Below are 21501 nucleotides of genomic sequence, written 5' to 3'. Positions count from 1 at the left end.
CCAAAGGCCTATCATGCGGGCTTTGCCCGCGCAATCGGGGGCCCCTGGCGCCGAGGGAGCCTTCTTCGATAGAAGGCCTCACCAGGCGATGGTGTTCCCCTGCCACTCTTGAAAGGTGCCGGAAGTTTCGGGGCCTGCCCGATCGATGACGTGCAGAAGGTTGGAGATGCTGGTCTGGGCGTCGATCAGGGCGTTGGGGCCGCCCATGTCGGTGAGCACCCAGCCGGGATGTACCACGAAGGCGATGATGCCTTCGGCGGCCAGATCCAGGGCCAGCGAACGCGTGACCATGTTGAGGGCGGCTTTGGAGGCCCGGTAGGCGTAAGAGCCCCCGCTGGTGTTCTCGGCGATCGAGCCCATTTTGGAGCTGAGGTTAACGATTTTTGCCCCCTGGGAGCGGCGCAGAGCGGGGAGCAGCGCTTCGGTCAGGCGGAGGGTGCCCATTGTGTTGACCTGAAAGCCGCGCTCGATCGCCTCGTAGTCCAACGCGCCGAGGGTGCCCCCGCGCTCCAGAATCCCGGCGTTATTGATCAGCACGTCGATTGTGTGATCGGCGCAGGTCTTGGCAAAGGCCGCGATGCTCGTGGGGTCGGCGATGTCGAGGGTGAAGAGTTGCAGGGCGTCGGGAGCGCTACTGGCGAGTGTGCGCAACTCTTCGGCCTGCTCCAGGTTGCGGGCGGTGGCGAACACCCGGTGGCCCCTGGCGAGCAGTTGACGGGTGAATTCTAGGCCCAGGCCTCGATTGGCGCCGGTGACGATGTAGAGCATGGTAACTCCCGGGATGCAGGTCGTGTCGCGGTTCGCCCCCGTGCACCGGTGGCGCGGTGGGGGGAGTGTGGGCAAAGGATTCTGGACATCGTTTCAGGTAGGGCAAGCCCCCTGGTAGCACCATGTTCAGAGCATGTCGGGGATGGGAGGGGCTTGTGGCGAGGCTGCGGGCTCCTCGGTGAGGGCGGGCCAGTCGAAGCCAAAGCTGAAGATTACCGTGTTATCAACGACTTCGAAGCGTTGCCGAGCCCAGAGGTCGGCTTGAAGCTCATCGTAGTAGCGTTGGTAGCGTCCGGCGTTGATGCGTCGGGCATCGACGATCGCGTTGGCGATGTTGCCGCTGTAAAAACCCAGGGTGAGCAGGCCGGCGACCGCCGTCAGGGGGATGCTCTCAAGGCCGCGGTACGCGTAGAGGGTGGCGCCCCCGAAGAGGCCGGTAAAGCCCAGGGCCAGCAGCGCATCGACCGGCCGTCCGTTGTAAAGTTGCCCCGCCCCGGGGACCAGCGCCGAGAGGGTGCCCGCGAGCCAGGGCTGTTTGAGGCGGAGGCGATCGAAGTCGCGATGACGCTGCACCAGTTGGTGTGCGGCCGCGGACAGGGTCGGATCCTCAAAGGTGTCGGGGCGAGTCTCCAGCACGCGGGGCGAACGCAGGAGCGAGGCCACAAAGAGGCGCTGGTAGCGGAGTAACTCCAGCAGCTCCGGAGCGTCCTCCCGGGCGCGTTCTTCAAGCTCGGTGAGCGTGTCATAGCAGGTGGCGATGGCTCCCAGGCTCAGGCAGAGTTCTTGAAGGCCGAGCAGATAGCTTTGAAGCTGCGCGGGCGGGGAGGTCGCGGCGCGGCTGGCTTCAAAAAAATGCTGCATCGCCAGCTCCGAGAACTGGTTTCTGCGGTAGACCTCGCCGATGAGCAGAGCGGCCAGATGGTCGGCCCGTGGCGAGGCCGAGAGCAGACGGTAGCGTTTGAAGCTGGTGATCGCGCGGTAGTCGTCGCCCTCACCAAAGAGGCGCAGCCCCATCTCGACCTCGGCGCTGGCCTGCCAGCGTAAGAAGGCCTCGAAGTCGGGCACCGGCGCCCGGTCATCTTCTGGAGCAACGTGCGCTCGGGGAGGCTCAGCGGGCGGGGGCGCTGTCTGCTGGGCGCTGGCCGGAGGGGCGAACATCACTATCAGGGCGGCGCTCCAGAATATCGCGGGCAAGACCCGCACGCAGCGCGCGAACAAAGAGGTACCAGCCATGATGAGGCGTCTCCACATAGGGGGAGCGGTCGAGGGTCGGAGCCTGAGTCCAGATGGCGTAGTTGGCGATGGGGTCGCTCAGGTGGCCATCGGGCGTGGTGGCGTAGAAGTCATCGGGGCGTTGATCGCGTTGCAGGCGCCCAAAGGTCCAGATCAGCCCCCGGGGACCGTAAGCGGAGGCCTCCAATCCGAAGCGCGAGCAGGTCGGCGAGAAGTTGCAGGTCGGCCCGCTGGCTCGCCCGTAGGTTTCGCCGTAGACGCGCCACCACAGGTAGGCCGAGGCCTGCAGCGGCCCCTGAGCCAGGTGCGCCCGGGAGTGGGATTGACCGGGGGCGCGCATGGGGTGCGTAGGGCTGGTCAGGTGGGCCGGGTGGGGGCGCAGGCGTGTGGGTTCAAAAGGGATCAGCTGCGCGCTTTGAGGGGTACGCTCCGAGGGCGAAAACGCCGGGGCGCTCGCGCAGCTCGCACACAGGCTGGCCGTAAAGAGCACCGCCAGGGCGGATCGAAGGGGCTTGTAGGCGATCAACATGAGGCCGGCAGACGAAGTTTTTGGAAAACCCTTTGAGCGCAACGGCCGATGTTTACTATAAGCCCCCGGGTGAAGCTAGCGATGGAAAGGCCGGACGCGAGGTTCAGGGGCCGGCGAAGTCAGGCACGCATGCCGCGTGCCCTATTGAGGAGGTCAGATGCAGGGCAAACGACTGGTGGTGGCTACGGATCTTTCGGAGAACGCACAGCCGGCGGCGCGTTACGCGGTGGCCTTTGGTGGGCTGCTGGGCATGGAGGTGCATGTGCTGCACGTGCTCGATGTGCAGCTGATGAGCTGGAAAAAGGCCTTTGAAGACGTCAGCGGCGCGCAGCTTCGCGAGAAGATCGAGGGACGCATCCGCGCGTGGTTCGTGGAGGCTACCGGCCAGGAGCCCGCGGGCATCGACCTGCAGATCGGCACGCCGCTGCGTTCGACCTGTGAGGCGTGCAAACCCGAGGATGTGGCCTTTTTGATCATCGGGATGTCGGGCCGCGGGGCGTGGAACAAGTTTGTGTTCGGCTCCACCGCCCTGGAGTTGGCCCATACGCCGCCGTGCCCGCTGATCATCGTGCACCCGGAGCGCAACCAGGTTGCCACGGGCATGGAGGTGGCCATGGGCACCGACTTCAGCGAGCAGGCCGATCGGGCCCTGGAGGTCACCGTGCCCCTGGTCAAGGCGTTGGATGCGACCATGCATCTGGTCCACGCGCACACGCTCCCGACCACCACGGTGATTCTGGACAGCGAGCTTCCCGAAGCGCTGCAGTCGACGGCGATTGTGGACTGGGCCGAAGAGGCGATGACCTCGTATCTCAAAAAGCACAAGACCTTGCTCGACGGGGTGGTGGCCGATGCCCATCTGATCACCGACAGTCCGGTGGCCGGTCTGCGCGACTATGTGGATGCTGCCGGCATCGATCTGGTTGCCATCGGGCACTACCCGGCCAACGCCGGGCGCCTGGAGCGTCTCTCCAGTGTGATGCTCAAGTGGGTTCAGCAGATGAACTGCACCACCCTGATCGTACCGGCCCCGGGCGCCCGGGCGATTGAGTAATCACCGGGCATCTCACGCAGTCCCGAGCAGATGAGGGCGCTTCCAACGAAGCGCCCTCATTGCGCTGGGGCTTAAGGCGTACGGGAGGCTCAGATCGAGACGCCGCCGTCGACATCGATGCAGCGTCCGGTGAAGTAGTCGCATTCGATGATGAAGCGCACCGCCATGAAGATCTCCTCGGGTTTGCCCACGCGTCGCAGGGGCACCCGGTTGACCATGGCCTGGAGCATGTCTTCGCGCATCCCGGCCAGGATTGGCGTCTCGACAAAGCCGGGGGCCACCGCGCCGACACGGATGCCGTAGCGCGCCAGTTCTTCGCCCCAGAGTTTGGTGTCGGCGATGAGTCCGGCTTTGGCCGCTGAGTAGTTGGACTGCCCCTGGTTACCGTGGCGGGAGATCGAGCTGATGTTGACGATTACTCCGCCTTTCTCGTCGTTCTCGACCATCCAGGCGGCGACCTCCCGGGTGAAGAGGAAGGGGCCGGTCAGGTCCACATCCAAAACCGCCTGCCAGTCCTGAAGGCTCATGGTCTGCACCTGGCCGCTTTTGCGATCTTTTTTGACCAGGAGACGATCGCGGAAGATGCCGGCGTTGTTGATGACCCCGTTGACCTTGCCAAAGGCCTCGACGGTGGCGGCGACCGCAGCTTTGACCGCGTGTTCGTCGCTGACGTCGGCGGCAAAGGTCGCCAGGCGCCCGCTCAACCCGGAGGCATCGGCCAGGAGCGTGGCCAGCGCGTCGCTGGCGAGATCGACGGCCATGACGTCGGCGCCGCTCTTGAGCAGCTCAAGCGTAAAGGTGCGGCCCATGCCCTGGGCGGCGCCGGTGACGATGACCTTCATGTCGTTGAGCTGCATACATACCTCAAATGGGTTTGCCTTGCGCAGGCGTTGCCACTAGAAAAAGTCCTTTGGAGGGCCCGCCGGGCCCGGCGCCGGGCGCATAGAGACGACCGGTGCGTGGAGCAGGTTGATTAGCCAGGGTGAAGTAACATGAGTCGAACGACCTTCAAAGAGCTCAAGGAGCGGGCCGATTCCATCTACCAGCGTTACAACGCGCACTTTGCCGGTAAGGCACGTGCCACGCGTGACCTAAGCCTGCTTGATGAGCTGCTCGGCGAGTTGGAGACGGTGATCGCCGATGCTCAGTCGCAGTCCGGTGATCCGGCGGTGGTCTCGCTGCTGGAGATGGCCAAGGACAACCAGCAGGTCTACCGCGATGAGCGCCTGGCCATCGCCGAGGCCAAAGAAGCCGGACCGGTCGCCGAGGAGGTCAGCCGGGTGGTGGCCGAGGCCAACCTGGTCTTTGGGCACTATCGCCGTCATTTCGCCAGCAAAGATCGTCGGACCCGCGATATGGGCATCCTCATGGAGGTCATCACCGATCTCGAAGAGGTGCGCGCCCGCATGAAGGGGCTGGTCAAGTCGCACCGGGAGGCGATTGAGCCCAACCTGGAGATCGTCGAAGAGAACCTGCGCATGTATCGCAATGAAGCGCACCAGATCGAATCGGCGCAGACGCAGGGCACCCCTCAGGAGCAGGCCGACCTGCTGGCGACCCTGGCCAACAACCAGTTTGGTCTCTACCGCGATCATTTTGCCGGTAAGTCGCGCCACACCCGTCGTGAGGGGCTTCTGGAGCGCATGGTCGAGCAGCTCAAGCGGACCCGCGCCGCGATGCAGCGTCTGAAGAAGCGCGGACTGCGCTCCCAGGCCAACGATCGCAACATCGGTATCGTCACCGAGAACCTGAAGGTTTACGCCCGGGAACTCGCCGCGATCAAAGACGCCAAGGCCGAGCTGAGCACCGAGCAGATTGCCGGAAGTCTGGGCGCGGCGGCCAACGAGGTGATGGGCGAGTATCGCGAGCATTTCGCCGGCCAGAATCGCGCCACCCGCGATCTGAACAAGCTCTCGTTGATGTGCGATCAGCTCGCCGAAATCGGGCGTCAGATGCATGCCATCGAGGTCAAGGAGCCGCTGGAGATCAACTCCAAAAATCTGGATATCGTCACCGATACGCGCGTGATGTACGAGCGGGAGTACCGCGAGGTGGAGAAGGCCAAGGTCGGCGTTTAAGTTCGGCATTCCACCGGGGAGGGGGGGAGCAGGAGTGAGGCGATGGCGTCTGAGCAGGTCGACAGGCTCTGGGAGGTTGTGGCGGCGACGGGGGCGTCGCCCGCGGACGGGGAGCGGGATGCGCTGACCCGGGCCATCGCCGGGGGGGCACTCCAGGTTGAGACCTTGGTGCGCCGCTTCAGCGGCGTGCCGTGGCCGGCGTCGGTGGTCGAGGAGGTGCTCCGCCTTGTGCGTGAGTTGGTGGAGCAGGGGACCTTGCTCCGCAGCAGCGAGGAGGTCGATGTTGCGCTGAGTCTGGGGGCGGCCGGGCGTCATCCGCGTCGCACCCTGACCCGCCAGCCGGAGCTGGTGGGGTGGCTGGCCGCGGCGCGCTGGCGCGATGAGCCGATGCCTCGTGAGGCGATGGCCGATGAACTCGCGGCCTATCATGACGCTCTCAGGGCTGAGCTGAGTGGGGAGAGCGACGACGGTTCGGCGCGTTTTTCGGCGCTGCATCACGCGCTTCGCTGGTTCAAGCACCGCCAGTTGTTGCGTATTTTTTTGCGTGAGATCGAAGGGGCCTCCGTGCGCCACACCACCACCGAGGTGGCGGATGTGGCGGAGGTGTGTCTGGATGAGGCCGTGCGCGCGGTGGCCGAGATTCTGGGAGCACCTGAGCTGGCCGAGCACTTTTGTGTATTTGGCATGGGGAAGCTCGGGGGGCGCGAGCTTAACTACAGCTCCGACATCGATCTGATCTTTGTAGCCAGCGATGCGGTGATGGTCGGTGAGGTATCCCGCGGCCAGGTTGAGACCCTGGCCCGGGAGGTCGTCCGCGCCATGGACACGATCACCGATGAGGGGCAGGTGTTTCGCGTGGATCTGCGCCTGCGCCCCGACGGATCGCAGGGACCGATCGTGCAGGGAGCCTCGGCGACGACGGACTACTACTTGAGCTGGGGCCGGGGATGGGAGCGTGGCGCGTTGCTCAAGGCCCGTCCAGTTGCCGGGGGGCGAGCACTGGGAGCGCAGGTGCTCGGGGCGCTGGAGCCCTTTATCTTCCGGAGGTACCTGGATTTCGATGCCATCGACGAGTTGCGCCGCATGAAGGCGATGATCGACGATCAGGCTCGGGCCTCCCGCGCGCTCTCACGCGCGCGGCAGCATCTTCCCGGCGCTGTCGGAGGGACGCCCGCGGGTAAGGCGCCGCAGGCGCCGGTGTCGGGCCTGCAGCAGCGGTTGCTGGCCAAGCTCGGGCGCTCCGCGCCCTCGTCTGCCGCGCCGGCCACCGCCGGGCCCCGCGGCGAGGCCGCCCGGGGGCCGGCGGGCTGGGATGTGAAAGTCGGCCGAGGGGGCATCCGTGAGATCGAGTTTTTTGTCCAGGCGCTCCAACTCGTGCACTGCGGCACTCGCCCCACCTTGCGCGTGCGCGCCACGCTGGAGACGCTCGACCGGTTGCTCTACGCCGGGTTGCTCGCCGGTGAGGAGCATCGTGCGCTGGCCGATGCCTACGACCTCTACCGACGGCTGGAGCATCGGGTGCAGATGGCCGGCGATCGTCAGAGCCACCGCCTGCCCGAGGAGCCGGAGGCCTTCGCCGAGTTGGCCTGGCGCATGGGGGAGTCTCCCGACTCGCTCACGCGCCGGATTGAGGAGTGCCGCCAGGCGGTGCGCGAGATCTTTGAGCGCCTCTTTGAGCAGTCGCCCAAGACCTCCCGCAGAGCCACCGTGGGCGATGCCGGTACCGAAGAGCTCGCCGCGCTCCTGGCCCTGGAGCCCGATGACCTCTTGAGCAAGGCCGGAGTGCGGGCGCTGGGAGAGGCCGGGTTTGTGCGCCCGCGCCAGGCGGCCGGACAGCTGCAGGTGTTGCGCCAGAAGCGCTACGGACCTTTCTCGGCCAATCGTGCCGTGGGCTCCCCGGCCCAGGCCCGCTACCTGCTCAGCGCGATCTGCTCGGCTCCTGACCCGGAACAGGCGCTGGGCCATCTGGTGCGCTTTACCACGGCGGTGGGAGACACCCCGGGCACCTGGCGGATGCTGCGGGAGAACCCTCACGCCGCGCGTCTGTTGATGCACCTCTTTGGCTCCAGCGCGCCTCTGGCACAGATGCTGGCCACCGAGCCCGATGTCTTTGCGCGTATGGTGGCCAGCTCCACCGCGAGCCTGGAGCGCGATCGCGCGGCGATGGAGCGAGAGCTGCGCGCGCGCGTCAGCGCGCTTGTCGACCCGGCGCATAAGCTCGGGCGTATTCGACGATTTCACCAAGAGGAGAGCCTGCGCATCGCTCTGCACGAGGTCGCCGGGGTGGTGCCCAGTACCGCGACCTTCACCCAGCTCAGCGACCTGGCCCAGGTGGTCCTGACTCAGGTCGAGGACACCCTCACGCCGGAGCCCCGGGGCGCCCGCGCGCTCTGCGTGGTGGCGATGGGGAAGTTCGGGGGCAAAGAGCTCGGGTTTGGCTCGGATCTCGACTTTATCTTCGTGTACGACGACCGCGGCCCGGGCGCCATCGATCATCAGGAGGCCACCCGGCGCGCTCGCCGCCTGGTGCGCGCGCTCAGCGCGGCGACCGAGGCCGGTGGCTTCTACGAGGTCGACCTGCGCCTGCGTCCCTCCGGTTCCCAGGGAACCCTGGTGACGAGCTTCCAGGCCTGGAGAGCCTATCACCTGGAGCATGCTGCGCTCTGGGAGCGTCAGGCCCTGATCAAGGCCCGGGCCATCGGCGGCACCGCCGCGCTGCGGGAGCGCCTGGAGGCCGAACGCCAGCGCCTGGCCTTTGATCGCGCGCTGCCCGAGGACCTCGCCGAGAAGATCGCGAGGATGCGCCAGCGGATGTTTGACAGCGCCGCGCTCGCACCGGGCGTTTTTGATGTCAAACAGAGCCGCGGCGGGCTGATTGACGTGGAGTTTCTGACCCAGTTTCTGCAGCTGGAGGCGCCGCAGGTCGCTCGCGACAGGCGCGATACCGTGGGAGCGCTGCACGCGCTGGCGGAGCATCCCCAGACCACACGGGGGCTGGATGTGGAGAGCCTGGCCCGAGACTACCTCTGGTTGCGCCGTCTGGAGCTTCGTCAGGCCATCGCCGGCGCCGGGAGCACCGTTCCCCGCTCCGGACCTCGCCATGCCGCGCTGGCCCGGCAGATGGGCCATCAGGGCCGCGACAGCGTCGCGCAATTTCACGATGAACTTGCCGCAACGCGTCAAAGGATCGGCCAGGCCTGGGCGCAGATCTTTGCACGCGGATAGCTTTCCCTCGCCAGCTCAGGTGTGATAGCCCTGTCGCGATTCTGAAGTCCCCTTGTTGTCTTTTGACAGCGAGGGAACATCTTTGCCCAACGCAAGACCTGCGGGGCGCTGGACACAGGAGGAGATGTGGCGATTCAAGCAGACAAGGTATGGATGGACGGCGAACTCGTGGATTTCGAGGACGCCAAGATCCACGTGCTGACCCACACGCTGCACTACGGGTTGGGGGCCTTTGAAGGCATCCGCTGCTATCAGCGAGCAGACGGCCATTCGGCGATCTTCCGGCTTGGCGAGCACATCCGCCGCCTGCTGGAGACCTGTCATATCTGTACCCTGGAATCTCCCTTCACCAGGGAAGAGATCGAGCGGGCGTGTGTCGAGACGGTTCGGGCCAACGGCTTTAAGGACTGCTACCTGCGCCCGGTTGTGTATCTGGGCCATGGCGAGATGGGTTTGAGCGCGATGGGCAACGATGTGCGCGTGGCGATCATCGCCTGGCCCTGGGGCGCCTACCTGGGCGACGAGGGATTGACTCAGGGCATTCGCGCCAAGATCGCCAGCTTCAACCGCCATCACGTCAACGCCTCGATGGTCAAAGGCAAGATCAACGGGCAGTACGTCAACAGCATCCTGGCCAAGCGTGAGGTCATGAAGGCCGGCTACCAGGAAGCAATCATGCTCGACACCAACGGCTACATCTCCGAGGCCAGCGGTGAAAACATCTTTATTGTGCGCGATGGCGTGATCTACTCCACCCCTCTGGGAAGCTCCATCCTGGGGGGCATCACCCGCGATACGGTGCTGACCCTGGCGCGGGAGCGGGGTTACGAGATCATCGAGCAGCGCGTTACCCGTGACTTCCTCTACGTGGCCGACGAGATCTTCATGACCGGGACCGCCGCCGAGGTGACCCCGGTGCGCGAACTCGACGACCGTCAGATTGGCACCGGAAAACCTGGCCCGATCACCCGCGTGCTGCAGGATGCCTACTTCGACCAGGTTAAGGGCTCGGCCACCGACCACATGGATTGGCTGACGATGGTCGAATAAACGTCATTCCCGGGAATGTACGAGAGCCACCGATGAGGCGGCGCGGTAACTCAGCAGGTGAGTCTCGCGCCGCTTCTTCGCTTTATATGTCTTTGTGATGTCGAGTATGTGAAGTGTTCACCCCGCTGCGAGACACCGATTTCGCTGCCTATGTGTTTGAATCTGGATCAGGGAGGAGAGAGAGATGACCACGTCGATCGAACGCATCGTTGAGCTCTTGGGCTCAGACGCCGACAACCTTCTGGGCTATGAGTCGAAGACCATTTCGAAAGAGCGCCTCAGCCTGCCCGGGCCGGATTTTGTGGAGCGCGTCTTCATGAATTCCGACCGCTCCCCGCGAGTGCTGCGCAGCCTTCAGGCGCTCTACGACGGGGGCCGCCTGGGCGGCACCGGCTATCTGTCGATTCTCCCGGTGGATCAGGGCATCGAACACTCCGCCGGGGCGTCGTTTGCGCCCAATCCCGATTATTTCGATCCGGCCGCCATTGTGGAGCTGGCCATCGAAGGCGGCTGCAACGCGGTGGCCTCGACCTTTGGCGTGCTCGGCATGGTGGCTCGCCGCTACGCGCACCGCATTCCCTTTGTGGTCAAACTCAACCACAACGAGCTGCTCTCGTACCCCAATACTTACGATCAGATTATGTTCGGTACGGTGGAGCAGGCCCACGAGATGGGGGCGGTCGCGGTAGGGGCCACCATCTACTTCGGTTCGCCGGAGTCCAACCGTCAGATCGTGGATGTTGCTCGCGCCTTTGCCCGCGCTCATGAGCTGGGCATGGCCACGATCTTGTGGTGCTACACCCGCAACAATGCGTTCAAAACCGGCGGCAACGACTATCACACCGCCGCCGACCTCACCGGTCAGGCCAACCACCTGGGCGTGACGCTGCACGCCGACATCATCAAGCAGAAGATGCCCGAGACCAACGGCGGCTTCCAGGCGGTCACGCACGAAGACGGCTCCAAGTTCGGTCGTACCCACGAGAAGGTTTACAGCGAGCTGAGCAGCGAGCACCCCATCGACCTGACCCGATATCAGGTGGCCAACTGCTACATGGGCCGTGCCGGGCTGATCAACAGCGGCGGCGCCTCCGGAGATAATGATCTGGCCGACGCGGTGCGCACCGCGGTTATCAATAAACGCGCCGGCGGCACCGGGTTGATTCTGGGGCGCAAAGCCTTCCAACGTCCGCGCAACGAGGGCATCGCGCTTCTGAACGCGGTTCAGGACGTCTACCTCTGTGATGATGTCACGATTGCGTAAATGAGTCTGGTTCGAACATGAATCTTTCGGGGGGGCGAGGATTCGCACCCTGGGCCCTCCGGACAGTACCCTCAATGAGGTGAGTATGAAGTTGCGCTGGAAGGCAGGAGTTGCGGCAGGATTGATGGGGCTGGGGCTGATGGGTTGCAGCACCAATGATATCGCCAGCCGCATTGTGGGCTCGGCGATGCAGACCACTGAGCAACGCATCGGCGAGGAAATCGGCAATCGGGTTAGCGGGGCGCTGCTCAAAGAGCTGACGCCGGCGTTGATGCGCCAGTACACCGTCGGTCTGATGCAGATGCTCTTTTATCAGGGCGGCTACGCGATGGAGTTCGCCGAATACAATCCCGGTGAGTACACCGCCTGGTACACCGAGGGTTCGGAGTACGGACAGGAGGTTGTGAAGGCTTTTCTGCAACGCGATGAAGAGGGCCGGGAGTGGTGGCGAATCGAATCGCGGGCCGGTGCCGATGAAAATGGTGAGGAGGTGGTGCTGGTGATCGAGGCGCTCTTCGAGGTCGGCGAAGACGGCAATCGTTACGTGCGACGAGTCCGTGCACAATACCCCGGCGAGACGGAAGTCCAGGAAGTGCCTGTCCAGGAGGAAGACGCCGAGCTGTGGGTGATCCCCTCTCAGGGGCAGCTCACCGAAGAGAGCCTGGAAGGCTTTAAGGCGGGGCAAGAGAGCATCGAGACGCCGGCGGGCTCCTTTAACACCGCGCGCTACGAGATGAAGGAGCAGGGCACCGATGATACCATGATCTGGTGGATCACCGATGAGGGCGTGCCCGGCGGGCTGGTGGCCACTGAGTGGCGCGAAGATGCCGAGGATATCCAGCAGCGCATGGTGCTCACGGCGTATGGTGCAGACGCGACCGAGTCGAAGCTCGGGGCGTTCTAAGCTCGCCGGTGGAGTAGCGGCACGCGACGACGAGGCTGTCAGAGAACTGGCGGCCTCGTTGTGTTTCGAGAAGGTAACAATCTGAGGCCGGGCCTTTGCGCCGGCGACGCTGTGTGTAGTGTGACGTAGTGTGCCGCATGGTGCGGCGATGATGATCAACTGAATGTGCTGGAGAGACCCATGACCGTGCTCTGTGCCACTGACTTCTCCGAGAACTCCCAGGGCGCACTGCGCCTGGCTGCTGACCTGGCACGCGGTACCGGCCGCAGCTTGCTGGTGACCCATGCTGTCGATCTGGCCGCCGGCGATCAGGGCTGGCGGGTGTTGGTAGAGGCTCCCGATGAGATCGAGGCGTCGGTGCGCGAAGAGGCGCAGCAACGCCTGGAGAGCTTCTTTGACGAGAGCGTCGATGCCTCACGGCGCCCCGGGCTGGTGCGCTTTGAAGTGTGCATGGGCTCGCCGGCCGAGGCGATTTTGGACCTGGCGTCCAAAGAGGCCACCTCCATGGTCGTGGTCGGCACGCGCGGGGCGAGCCGGCTGCGCGAGATCTTTTTGGGCAGCGTGGCCAACAGCCTGGTCCGCCAGAGCGAGGTTCCGGTGGTGCTCGCACCGCCGGAGACCGCGTCGGGAACGTTTAAGACGATCGTGGTGGGGCTGGACCTTTCACCGGTCAGCGGTCCGGTGTTGCGCCGCGCCGCCACCCTGGCGCGCGAGCAGGACGGGAGAATCCACGTGGTGCACGCGTTGATCGTGCCCGAGGTCACGGGCCTGGCGATGTCGTTGAATGAGCCGGCGTCGCGCCTGTCCGAGCTGCGTGCGGAGCGTCACGCGCAGCTGCGTCAGCTGGTCAGCGACGAGGGCGCCCAGGATGTGGTCGACGAGGTCCACGTGATGGTAGAGGCGCCCGATCGGGCGGTAGTGAGTCACGCCGCAACGATCAATGCCGATCTGATCGCGATGGGAACGCGCGGGCGTCGCGGCTGGTCGCGCTTCTTTCTGGGCAACAGCGCTGAGCGCACCATGCGTCGCGCCGGATGCCCGGTCTTTGTGGTGCCGATCGGCCACGAAGACTAACGCCCCAACCAGGCCAGCCAGCTGGCGCTGCGTCCCAGCCAGTAGAGCGCGCTCAGCCCGAGGAACACCAGCAGCGACTGGCGCAGGGTGCGCTCGTCGCTGGCGCGCCGCCCGGCCATGGGGCCCAGGTACACCAGCAGCAGCGAAACTCCCACCGCCAGCAAGAGCCCCAGGCTGGCGAGGGTGAGTACGGTGGGCCCGAAGCGCTGCGGGCCAAAGCTGACCAGGCCCTGCATGGCGAACCACCCGGCTGCGCTCAGGCAGAGCGTAGTGATCAGGCCGCGCGCCTTCGGCGCGCGGCCATCACAGAACACCGTCAATGTGCCAGCCACGATCGGACCCGCCATCAACGCGGCAAAGGGGATCAACCCCGGGTGGAGCGCTGCGGCTTCGATGCTCTCATCTTCCGCGGCGCCCGCCGGGTGCTGACGAGCGCTCATCAGGGCCGGATCGATGCCTTGAAAGACTGGCGCCTCATCCCAGGCCCGCTCCACATCGTTTTCGTAGAGATGTTCGGTCACCGACGCCGCGTCGTCTTGGGGCCTCGACGCGGGGGTTTCGTGGGGCGCAGAGGCGGCGGGCGTGGTGGCGAGGTCGCGTCGGCGTCGACGGCGATTACGAGACATAGGCGTAGCTCCAGGTGAGAGCGAACAGGGTGCAAATACGACGCTAGCACAGCGCTCCCCAACGAGGCGATCAGCCTCCGGCCCCTTCTTGACGCAACGTCTGACGCGAACTAATGATTCAGGCGGGCAAACGCCCCCCAGCCACAATTTCGGCGCGTCGGTCTTTCATGCACGCGCCGGCAAGCACTGCCATTGAACTTTATGACGTTGGCGCCCGTGTTGCGGGCGCTGCATCGGGTCGACTTTTACCTGGAAGAATCATGGCAAAGACCAAAGCGAAGGACGAAGAGATCGGGCAGGCCTCCGGGCCTCAGCCCGAGGCGCTCAACCTGGAGCTGGCCGCAAGTGTGCGCGAGGAGCTCGGCGATGAACGTCTGGTGGCGATGCTGCGCGAGATGTTGCTGATGCGCCGCTTCGAGGAGTACGCCGGACGGGCCTATCAACGGCGCAAGATCAAGGGATTCTGTCACCTGTACATCGGTCAGGAGGCCGTCGGGGTGGGCTGCATGAGTGCGCTCTCGGACGCCGACAAGATCGTGAGCCATTACCGCGAGCACGGCCATGCCCTGGCCCGCGGGTTGGACCCGAATGCGGTGATGGCCGAGCTCTACGGCAAGGCCACCGGAACCACCGGTGGCAAGGGCGGCTCCATGCACCTCTTCGACGCCAGCAAGGGCTTTCTGGGTGGCTGGGGCATCGTCGGCGGGCAAATTTCGCTCGCCGGAGGGGTGGCCTTCGCGCTGAAGTATCGCGGCGAAAAAGCGGCCTGCATCACCTTCCTGGGCGATGGCGCGGTCCATCAGGGCATTGTGCACGAGACGCTGAATATGGCGTCGCTGTGGGACCTGCCCCTGATCACCGTGGTGGAGAACAACCGCTACGCCATGGGCACCTCCATTGAGCGCGTGGCCGCGGTGACCGAACTGGCTCAGAAGTCCGCGCCGTACAACATCGTCGGTGAGACCGTCGACGGCCAGGATATCTTCGCGGTCTATGATGCGATTCGCCGGGCCCGCAAGCGCGCCATTGAAGAGGGGCGCCCGACCTGGCTCGACGTGCTCACCTACCGCTACCGCGGGCACTCCATGACCGATCCGGCGCCTTACCGCACCAAGGAAGAGGTGGAGGAGGAGCAGGACCTTCGCGACCCCATCACCCGCATGAGCGGCTGGATGGTGAGCGAGGGCATTCTGACCGAAGAGCAGATCAGCGCGATCGACGACGAGGTCACGCAGCAGAGCAAAGACGCGATGACCTTTGCTGAGGAGTCCGACTTCCCGGACCCGGCCGTGCTGACCGAAGACGTGTACGTTGAGTGGCCCTGGGACATTGAATAAGGACGACGTGATGCGTGAGATTGCATATAGAGACGCCCTCAACGAAGCGCTCGCCGAAGAAATGGAGCGTGACGAGTCGGTCTTCTTGATGGGTGAAGAGGTCGCCAACTACAACGGCGCCTACAAGGTCAGCAAAGGTCTGCTCGATAAGTTCGGGCCCAAGCGCGTGGTCGATACCCCGATTGTTGAGCTGGGGTTTGCCGGCATCGGCGTGGGCGCGGCGATGGGCGGGCTCAAGCCGATCATTGAGATGATGACCTTCAACTTCGCGATTCTGGCACTCGATCAGATCGTCAACCACGCCGCGAAGCTGCGCTACATGTCCGACGGCCAGCTCAGCTGCCCGCTGGTGTTGCGTGGTGCCGGTGGGGCCGGGGGCTCGCTGGCCAGTCAGCACTCGCAGTCGCTGGAGCAGCAGTACGCGCATATCCCCGGGCTGAAGGTGATGATGCCGGCGACGCCTCATGACGCGAAGGGCATGCTCAAGACGGCGATTCGCGATCCGGATCCGGTGATCTTCATCGAATCCGAAGTGCTCTACGGCATGAACGGTGAGGTGCCCGAAGAGGAGTACCTCATCCCGATGGGCAAGGGTGATATCAAGCGCTCGGGTGCGGATTGCACCATTGTGACCTGGAGCCGTGCGGTGCACTGGTGCCTGCAGGCCGCCGAGCTGGCTGCCGCGGAAGGCATCGACGTGGAGGTGGTCGACCTGCGCACGGTGCGCCCCTTTGACAAAGAGATCATCGCGGAGTCGGTCAAAAAGACCAACCGCGTGATCGTCGTTGAAGAAGCCTGGCCGATGGCGTCGGTAGGAGCGTCGGTGGCTGAGTGGATCGGTCGAGAGCTCTTTGACTGGCTTGATGCGCCGGTGGGCCGGGTGCACCAGCGCGACATTCCCATGCCCTACGCCTACAACCTGGAGCCCCTCTCCTTGCCCTCGGCCGAGAAGATCGCCGAGGCCGTCAAGAAGGCCTGCTACCGTTGACGCGTCGGGGACCATCGAGCGCCATCGCGCCGGTGGTCCCCGGGCTCCGCACACGACTATTGTTCAGCTCAAGCATATCGAGGCACCGATGGCAGAAGTGATGGAGATGTTGGCGCTCAGCCCCACCATGGAAGAGGGCACGCTCGCCGAGTGGAACAAGGCTGAGGGGGACGCAATCAACGAGGGCGACGTCCTGGCCGAGGTCGAGACCGATAAGGCGACCATGGAGATGGAGTCCTTTTTCTCGGGGACCGTGCTCAAGCTCCTGGTGGAGCCGGGGCAGACGGTGCGCGTGGGCGACCCGATGGCCATCATCGGCGAAGAAGGAGAAGACATCTCCGGCCTGCTTTCGGAGCTGGGCGGTGGCGGTGGCGCGAAGGCCGCGCCCAAGGCGGAAGCCAAGCCCGAACCCGCTGCGCCGGCGATGGAAGCTGACACAGGTACAAAAGAGACGCCCGTTGAAAGTGGGGACGGACGCCGCATCAAGGCCAGCCCCCTGGCCCGCAAGATGGCCGAAGACAAGGGCGTGGACCTTGGCAGCATTAACGGCAGCGGCCCCGGCGGGCGCATCATCAAGCGTGATATTGAGTCGGCTCAGGCCGCGCCCACCCGCCAGGCCGCTCCAGTCAGTGCGGCGCCGAGCGGCGAACTTCGCGCGGCCGCCGGCCTCAGCGAGGTCCCCGGCGAGCAGCAGCCGATGAGCCAGATGCGCAAGACGATTGCCCGGCGTCTGGTGGATGTGTGGCAGAGCACGCCGCACTTCTACCTGACGATGGACATCGACATGGCTGCGGCGATGGTGGTGCGCAAGGATATTAACGCGCAGCTCAAAGCGGCCGAGGCGGGCTACAAGGTGTCGGTCAACGACCTTATCGTCAAAGCGGCCGCCGCCGCGCTGGCGAAGTTCCCCAAGGTCAACACCGGGTTTGCCGGCGAAGCGCTCTACGCGTTTGATGAGGTCAACGTCGGGGTGGCCGTGGCCATCGAAGATGGTCTGATCACGCCCACCGTGCGTAACGCCGATCAGAAGTCCCTGGGTACCATTGCCCGCGAGGTTCGGGAGCTGGCCGGTCGCGCTCGTGACAAAAAGCTCAAGCCCGAGGAGTACAGCGCACATACCTTCTCGATCAGCAACCTGGGGATGTACGATATCGACAACTTCCTGGCGGTCATCAACCCGCCGGACGCCGCGATTCTGGCCTGTGGCGCGGTTCAGCAGGTGCCGGTGGTCGTCGATGGCGAGCTGCAGGTCGGGACCCGTATGAAGGTCACGCTCTCCTGCGACCACCGCGTGATCGACGGGGCGCTGGGAGCGGAATTCCTCAACGAGCTGCGCCGTAATCTAGAGCAACCGATGCTTCTTCTGGTCTGAGCATCAAAATGAAGTTCTAATGAGGGCGGCCTGATGAGCCGCCCTCATTGCGTTTGACCCATCTCTTTTGAGCCCCTAAAGGAGTCGCTCATGGCCCTGCCCGAGATCTTTAAAAATACTCGCCTTCCGATCGTTGCCTCGCCGATGTTCCTGGTTTCCGGGGATGAGTTGACGATTGCAATCTGCAAGGCTGGCCTCACCGGGACCTTCCCCGCGCTGAACCAACGGACGACCGAGGGGTTCGAGGAGTGGGTCGTCAAGATCACAGGGGAGCTGGAGGCGTTCCGCCAGGCCAACCCCGAGGCCCCCTGCGGCCCCTTTGGCGTGAACCTTATCGTGCATCGCTCCAACCCCCGGCTGCAGGCCGACCTGGAGGTGTGTGTCAAACATAAGGTGCCCCTGGTGATCACCTCGCTGGGAGCGGTCGAAGAGGTGGTTGACGCGGTGCACAGCTACGGTGGGGTGGTGTTTCACGATATCACCAACCGTCGCCACGCCGAGAAGGCCGCCGAGGCCGGTGTGGACGGTGTGATTCTGGTCGCCGGTGGGGCCGGCGGTCACGCCGGGACGATTAATCCCTTTGCGCTGATGGCTGAGATTCGGTCCTTCTTTAAAGGCACGATTCTGCTGGCCGGTGCCCTGTCGACGGGCAGCGATGTGGCGGCGGCCCGGGCGATGGGAGCTGACCTGGCGTATATGGGCACGCGTTTTATCGCGACCAAAGAGAGCAACGCGCAGCCTGAGTACAAGCAGATGATCTGCGAGGCGCGGGCCGAAGATATCGTGCACACCCCGGCGGTCAGTGGCGTGCCGGCGAGTTTTATGCAGCAGAGTCTGGCGGCCAACGGCTACGATGTGGCCGAGCTGAAGAATCCGTCGGCCGTGGATTTTGGCCGGAAGCTCACGGTGAACGACGAGGCGAAGGCCTGGAAGACGGTGTGGTCCGCCGGCCACGGCGTCAGCGCCATCGCCGATGTGCCCACGGTTGCGGAGCTGGTCGAACGACTGGAGCGCGAGTATCGCGACACGATCGCGCAGATGGCCGCCGAGTTGAAGTAAGCCCAGATAGGTAGGTTGAGCTGCAAAACCAATAGAATAGCCCCGGGTGCACAAGCACCCGGGGCTTTTTTATTGGCTACCGATGAACGAGTTTGCCGAGGTGTCTCAGTAGGTCACAACGCTGGCTTCCAGGCCATTGCGCGTCCACCGAACCCAGGCGCCGGTGCGCGAGCCCCGGTGGTATTCGCCCTCACTGGAGGGTTCCCCGTTGGCGTGCCACTGGGTCCACAGGCCGATGCGCGTGCCGTTTTCGTACTCACCTTCTTCGGCAACCTGACCGTTGGAGTGATAGCGGACGTAGGGTCCGTGGCGCGTGCCCCGGGAGGTGGCGCAGTAGTGCTCATCGCGGGAGGTCACCAGTCGGGTACGCACCGGGCAGCTGAGATCGGAGTTGGCGTAGCGGTCGACCTCGACGATGACGACCTGAGTTTCGGTGTGGTGGTGATGGTGCTCGGTGTGCACCGGGCGCGGGTAGTGATGGTAGCGGCGGTGGATACGCGAGCGTCGGCGTCCGTCGTAGACGTCGTAGCGGGTGCGGTAGTGGCGCGCCGGGTGATGGGCGTGCCCACGTCGGTGGTCACGGGCGTGATGATGGCGGTCGTTGCGGTGGTGATGGCGGTCGTTGCGCCCGCGATCTCGGTTCCGATGCCTGTTTCGGTCATTGCGGCCGCGCCGGGCATCGCGGTTCGGGCGGACATTGCGCACGCGCCGCTCGGAGCGGGTGGTGGTTGTCGTGGTGGTTGTGCGCCGCTCGGAGCTTCGCGCGTGAGACTGCGCTTCCGCCGTGGAGATCGCGGCGCCCAGTGTCAGTGACCAGGCGGCGACCAGCGTGCAGACAAAGAGTGAAGTTCGCAGGATGGAGTGTTTCATGACAGGGCTCGCTGTCGAGAGGGTCCGAGGAGGCCAACGAAGGGGCTGCTATCGGGTCTGACGCGGCACGGTGCGGGGTATTCAACACGATTTGATGCGAAGGGCCGCGAACCTTACCAGCAGGTTGCCGGGGGGCACTGTCCCTCGATGGGATAGCCCTTGTCGCGACGCGCCAGATCGAGGGTGGCCTCGCAGTGGGCGCGCGCACGCTCGCGGGCCGCGATATCGTCGGGATGGGCTCCCCAGCCGCAGATCAGATCTTCGGGCGAATCGCTGCATTCTGGGGTGAGATCGCCGGGTTTGCATAGCTTAACGCAGGAGAAGCAGGCCGGTGTGCGTGGTGAGGTGCGTTCGATATGGCCGCGGGCCTCGGCAGGCTCGGCATCCGGGGGGAGCGCTGCCTGCAGGAAGGGATCGCCGGCGGCGGGGGGCGGTCGTCCGATGAGGGTCTCGGAGGAAGCGTCCCGGCGCGCGCGCGGTGTGGTGGGCTCGGTGCTGGCGCAGGCGCCCAGCGCGATCAGCGCCAGGCTGATCAGCATCGCTCGCCAACCTGGATGGTGCGTAGAAGGGCGCATATCAGTTCGGAGTCTCGGCATCGCGGAAGGCCCAGAAGTGGCTGGCGACGAAGTTCAATGCCATGCCGCAGGCGATTCCGGTAAGCACGCCCAGGGTCGGGGCCAGTTTGTAGCCGCCGGGATTGAGATTGAGCATCACCCACAGCGGGAGGCTGGCCCAGGCCGTGACCATTTGTACGGCGCCGGCTCCTGAGGCCGCCAGGTAGTAGCGAATCAGGCGCCGCCACCAGTCGCGTCGGGAACCTTTTTGGCGGTCGCCCCAGGTGAAGCGGTCGTTGAGCAGGAAGTTGGTAAAAATGCTGACGATGATGCCGGCCAGATTGGCCAGCAAAAAGCGCGCATCTTCGCCCAGTCCTCCCGGAACCAGCCCCAGATAAAAGAGCTTGAAGACGGCCAGATTTACGCCCACACCGCTGAGTCCCACCACACCAAACATCAGCAGGCGGGCGCCATGTTCACGCCAGGGGCTCACAGTGGCGAGCTCACGTTCGGTGGAGATGTCCAGGGGGTCGATGGTCATGGGGCCAGGCGTCCTTTCGGCACGGATGAAGTCGCCGCACACCCTAGCGATGTTAAGCGTGTGCTTCAATCGGCGATAAAAATCGTCTGGTAGGGCTCGCGATAGGCAAATCCCACGCGCTGGTAGACCCGGCAGGCCGGCAGGTTGGATTGATTGACGTAGAGTGTGATGCGGGGAACGCCCTCGGCGAAGAGCAGCGCGCAGAGGTCGCGCATGGCGCGGGTGGCGATGCCCTGATTGCGGAAGAGCGGGTCGGTGTAGACCCCCGAAATCTGAGCCCCGTAGGAGCCGCGCGTGGAGAGGTCGGCCTTAAAGAGCAGGCGTCGCTCATCGAACCAGGCAAAGGTTCGTGCGTTTTCAATGCGGTAGCGTACGTGCCGGCGAAAACCCTCGGGATCGCGTTGCAGGGGATCTTCCAGGGTTTCTTCGCGGTGCATGCGCGCGCTGGCCAAGAAGATCGCCTCCAGATCCTGGACCTGCGCGCGGCGCAGCCCGGAGCGCTGGGTGCCGGCGCTTAGATCCTCGGGCTTGAGGCGGTAGAGCTGCTGGTCCTGAATCAGGCGGGCGCGGATCTGGGGTCCGTCGTCGGAAGCGTTTGCGGCATAGGTCTGCCAGAACGCCCGGGCGCAGGGCCGGCGCGAGACGATGTGTTGGAAGAGGGTTCCCTGCCGGCGAAAGTAGCTGCCGAAGGCTGCGTTTCGCGCCTCAAGCGAGGACTCCACCATCACCAGGCGGCCGGAGAGATCGAGGGCCACCGCGTCGAGCTGCTGCTCGGAATCGAAGAATCCCAGAAATCGGAATTGTCCGCGTTGATGGGGCTCAACCCCGTGGCTCTCCAGCCAGCAGAGTTGAAAGAGATCGGCGTCGGGGCGTTGCTCAAGAAAAGAGGTCAGCGCCCGTCGATGCCGGTTTCGCAGCTCGACGGGCGCCGGGTACGACGCTTCGTTGGCGTAAAAGGTCGCCATCAAGCCGCCG

20 protein-coding genes are annotated in these 21501 nt (G+C 64.7%); 11 read left to right on the top strand and 9 right to left on the bottom strand.

Features of this window, described 5'->3' with window-relative positions; translation table 11 throughout:
• Positions 1 to 78 precede the first annotated feature (78 nt).
• The 3 genes from DL240_RS00610 to DL240_RS00600 form a co-directional block, all read right to left on the bottom strand.
• Positions 79 to 768, bottom strand: coding sequence for an SDR family oxidoreductase (locus tag DL240_RS00610; RefSeq protein WP_111727917.1), 690 nt, complete (start codon positions 766 to 768; stop codon positions 79 to 81).
• A 126-nt stretch (positions 769 to 894) separates the two neighbouring features.
• Positions 895 to 1926 (bottom strand): DUF5683 domain-containing protein, encoded by a 1032-nt coding sequence (locus DL240_RS00605; RefSeq protein ID WP_111727916.1) that lies wholly within the window; start codon positions 1924 to 1926, stop codon positions 895 to 897.
• On the bottom strand, positions 1877 to 2530 hold the full coding sequence (locus tag DL240_RS00600; RefSeq protein WP_111727915.1) for a membrane protein insertion efficiency factor YidD: 654 nt from the start codon (positions 2528 to 2530) through the stop codon (positions 1877 to 1879). Before DL240_RS00600 ends, DL240_RS00605 begins: the two co-directional genes overlap by 50 nt.
• A gap of 157 nt (positions 2531 to 2687) precedes the next feature.
• Between DL240_RS00600 and DL240_RS00595 the strand changes: the two genes are divergently transcribed.
• On the top strand, positions 2688 to 3584 hold the full coding sequence (locus DL240_RS00595) for a universal stress protein (protein ID WP_111727914.1): 897 nt from the start codon (positions 2688 to 2690) through the stop codon (positions 3582 to 3584).
• A gap of 89 nt (positions 3585 to 3673) precedes the next feature.
• Here the strand turns inward: DL240_RS00595 and DL240_RS00590 are convergent, their stop codons facing one another.
• On the bottom strand, positions 3674 to 4441 hold the full coding sequence (locus DL240_RS00590) for an SDR family oxidoreductase (RefSeq protein ID WP_111727913.1): 768 nt from the start codon (positions 4439 to 4441) through the stop codon (positions 3674 to 3676).
• 135 nt (positions 4442 to 4576) lie between these two features.
• Here DL240_RS00590 and DL240_RS00585 point away from each other — a divergent pair, with 135 nt between their 5' ends.
• The 6 genes from DL240_RS00585 to DL240_RS00560 all read left to right on the top strand — a co-directional run bounded on the left by DL240_RS00585 (position 4577) and on the right by DL240_RS00560 (position 13179).
• Positions 4577 to 5662 (top strand): hypothetical protein, encoded by a 1086-nt coding sequence (locus DL240_RS00585; protein ID WP_111727912.1) that lies wholly within the window; start codon positions 4577 to 4579, stop codon positions 5660 to 5662.
• 42 nt (positions 5663 to 5704) lie between these two features.
• Positions 5705 to 8887 carry a bifunctional [glutamate--ammonia ligase]-adenylyl-L-tyrosine phosphorylase/[glutamate--ammonia-ligase] adenylyltransferase gene (gene glnE, locus DL240_RS00580; protein WP_111727911.1) on the top strand — a complete coding sequence of 1061 codons (3183 nt, stop codon included), beginning with the start codon at positions 5705 to 5707 and terminating at the stop codon, positions 8885 to 8887.
• A 126-nt stretch (positions 8888 to 9013) separates the two neighbouring features.
• Entirely contained in the window at positions 9014 to 9937 is a 924-nt protein-coding gene (locus DL240_RS00575) for a branched-chain amino acid transaminase (RefSeq protein ID WP_111727910.1), read from the top strand.
• A gap of 184 nt (positions 9938 to 10121) precedes the next feature.
• A complete protein-coding gene (locus DL240_RS00570; RefSeq protein WP_111727909.1) occupies positions 10122 to 11201 on the top strand; it encodes a class I fructose-bisphosphate aldolase in 1080 nt (359 codons plus the stop codon).
• A gap of 85 nt (positions 11202 to 11286) precedes the next feature.
• Positions 11287 to 12105 (top strand): hypothetical protein, encoded by an 819-nt coding sequence (locus tag DL240_RS00565; RefSeq protein WP_146618020.1) that lies wholly within the window; start codon positions 11287 to 11289, stop codon positions 12103 to 12105.
• A 180-nt stretch (positions 12106 to 12285) separates the two neighbouring features.
• The gene (locus tag DL240_RS00560) at positions 12286 to 13179 is read left to right on the top strand and encodes a universal stress protein (protein WP_111727907.1); all 894 of its coding nucleotides are present in this window, start codon (positions 12286 to 12288) and stop codon (positions 13177 to 13179) included.
• Here the strand turns inward: DL240_RS00560 and DL240_RS00555 are convergent.
• Positions 13176 to 13805 carry a hypothetical protein gene (locus DL240_RS00555; RefSeq protein WP_111727906.1) on the bottom strand — a complete coding sequence of 210 codons (630 nt, stop codon included), beginning with the start codon at positions 13803 to 13805 and terminating at the stop codon, positions 13176 to 13178. The genes DL240_RS00560 and DL240_RS00555 overlap by 4 nt on opposite strands.
• Positions 13806 to 14065: 260 nt before the next feature.
• Between DL240_RS00555 and pdhA the strand changes: the two genes are divergently transcribed.
• The 4 genes from pdhA to DL240_RS00535 all read left to right on the top strand — a co-directional run bounded on the left by pdhA (position 14066) and on the right by DL240_RS00535 (position 18561).
• Positions 14066 to 15142 (top strand): pyruvate dehydrogenase (acetyl-transferring) E1 component subunit alpha, encoded by a 1077-nt coding sequence (pdhA, locus tag DL240_RS00550; RefSeq protein WP_158542257.1) that lies wholly within the window; start codon positions 14066 to 14068, stop codon positions 15140 to 15142.
• Between the two features lie 10 nt (positions 15143 to 15152).
• Entirely contained in the window at positions 15153 to 16130 is a 978-nt protein-coding gene (locus DL240_RS00545; protein ID WP_111727904.1) for a pyruvate dehydrogenase complex E1 component subunit beta, read from the top strand.
• 88 nt (positions 16131 to 16218) lie between these two features.
• Positions 16219 to 17502 (top strand): pyruvate dehydrogenase complex dihydrolipoamide acetyltransferase, encoded by a 1284-nt coding sequence (locus DL240_RS00540; protein ID WP_111727903.1) that lies wholly within the window; start codon positions 16219 to 16221, stop codon positions 17500 to 17502.
• 90 nt (positions 17503 to 17592) lie between these two features.
• Positions 17593 to 18561 (top strand): NAD(P)H-dependent flavin oxidoreductase, encoded by a 969-nt coding sequence (locus tag DL240_RS00535; protein WP_111727902.1) that lies wholly within the window; start codon positions 17593 to 17595, stop codon positions 18559 to 18561.
• Positions 18562 to 18666: 105 nt separating this feature from the next.
• Here DL240_RS00535 and DL240_RS00530 read toward each other — a convergent pair whose 3' ends face one another.
• The 4 genes from DL240_RS00530 to DL240_RS00515 form a co-directional block, all read right to left on the bottom strand.
• On the bottom strand, positions 18667 to 19431 hold the full coding sequence (locus tag DL240_RS00530) for a toxin-antitoxin system YwqK family antitoxin (RefSeq protein ID WP_111727901.1): 765 nt from the start codon (positions 19429 to 19431) through the stop codon (positions 18667 to 18669).
• A gap of 113 nt (positions 19432 to 19544) precedes the next feature.
• Positions 19545 to 20006 (bottom strand): hypothetical protein, encoded by a 462-nt coding sequence (locus DL240_RS00525; RefSeq protein WP_158542256.1) that lies wholly within the window; start codon positions 20004 to 20006, stop codon positions 19545 to 19547.
• A gap of 1 nt (position 20007) precedes the next feature.
• On the bottom strand, positions 20008 to 20526 hold the full coding sequence (locus tag DL240_RS00520) for a GtrA family protein (RefSeq protein WP_111727899.1): 519 nt from the start codon (positions 20524 to 20526) through the stop codon (positions 20008 to 20010).
• A 65-nt stretch (positions 20527 to 20591) separates the two neighbouring features.
• Complete coding sequence (locus DL240_RS00515; RefSeq protein WP_111727898.1) at positions 20592 to 21491, bottom strand: GNAT family N-acetyltransferase; 900 nt, start codon at positions 21489 to 21491, stop codon at positions 20592 to 20594.
• Positions 21492 to 21501: the final 10 nt, after the last annotated feature.

This window comes from Lujinxingia litoralis (genome assembly GCF_003260125.1).
In the GTDB taxonomy this organism is placed as follows: domain Bacteria; phylum Myxococcota_A; class Bradymonadia; order Bradymonadales; family Bradymonadaceae; genus Lujinxingia; species Lujinxingia litoralis.
The sequence above is the reverse complement of the archived record's forward strand: the minus strand, read 5'-3'. Positions and strand labels throughout refer to the sequence as shown.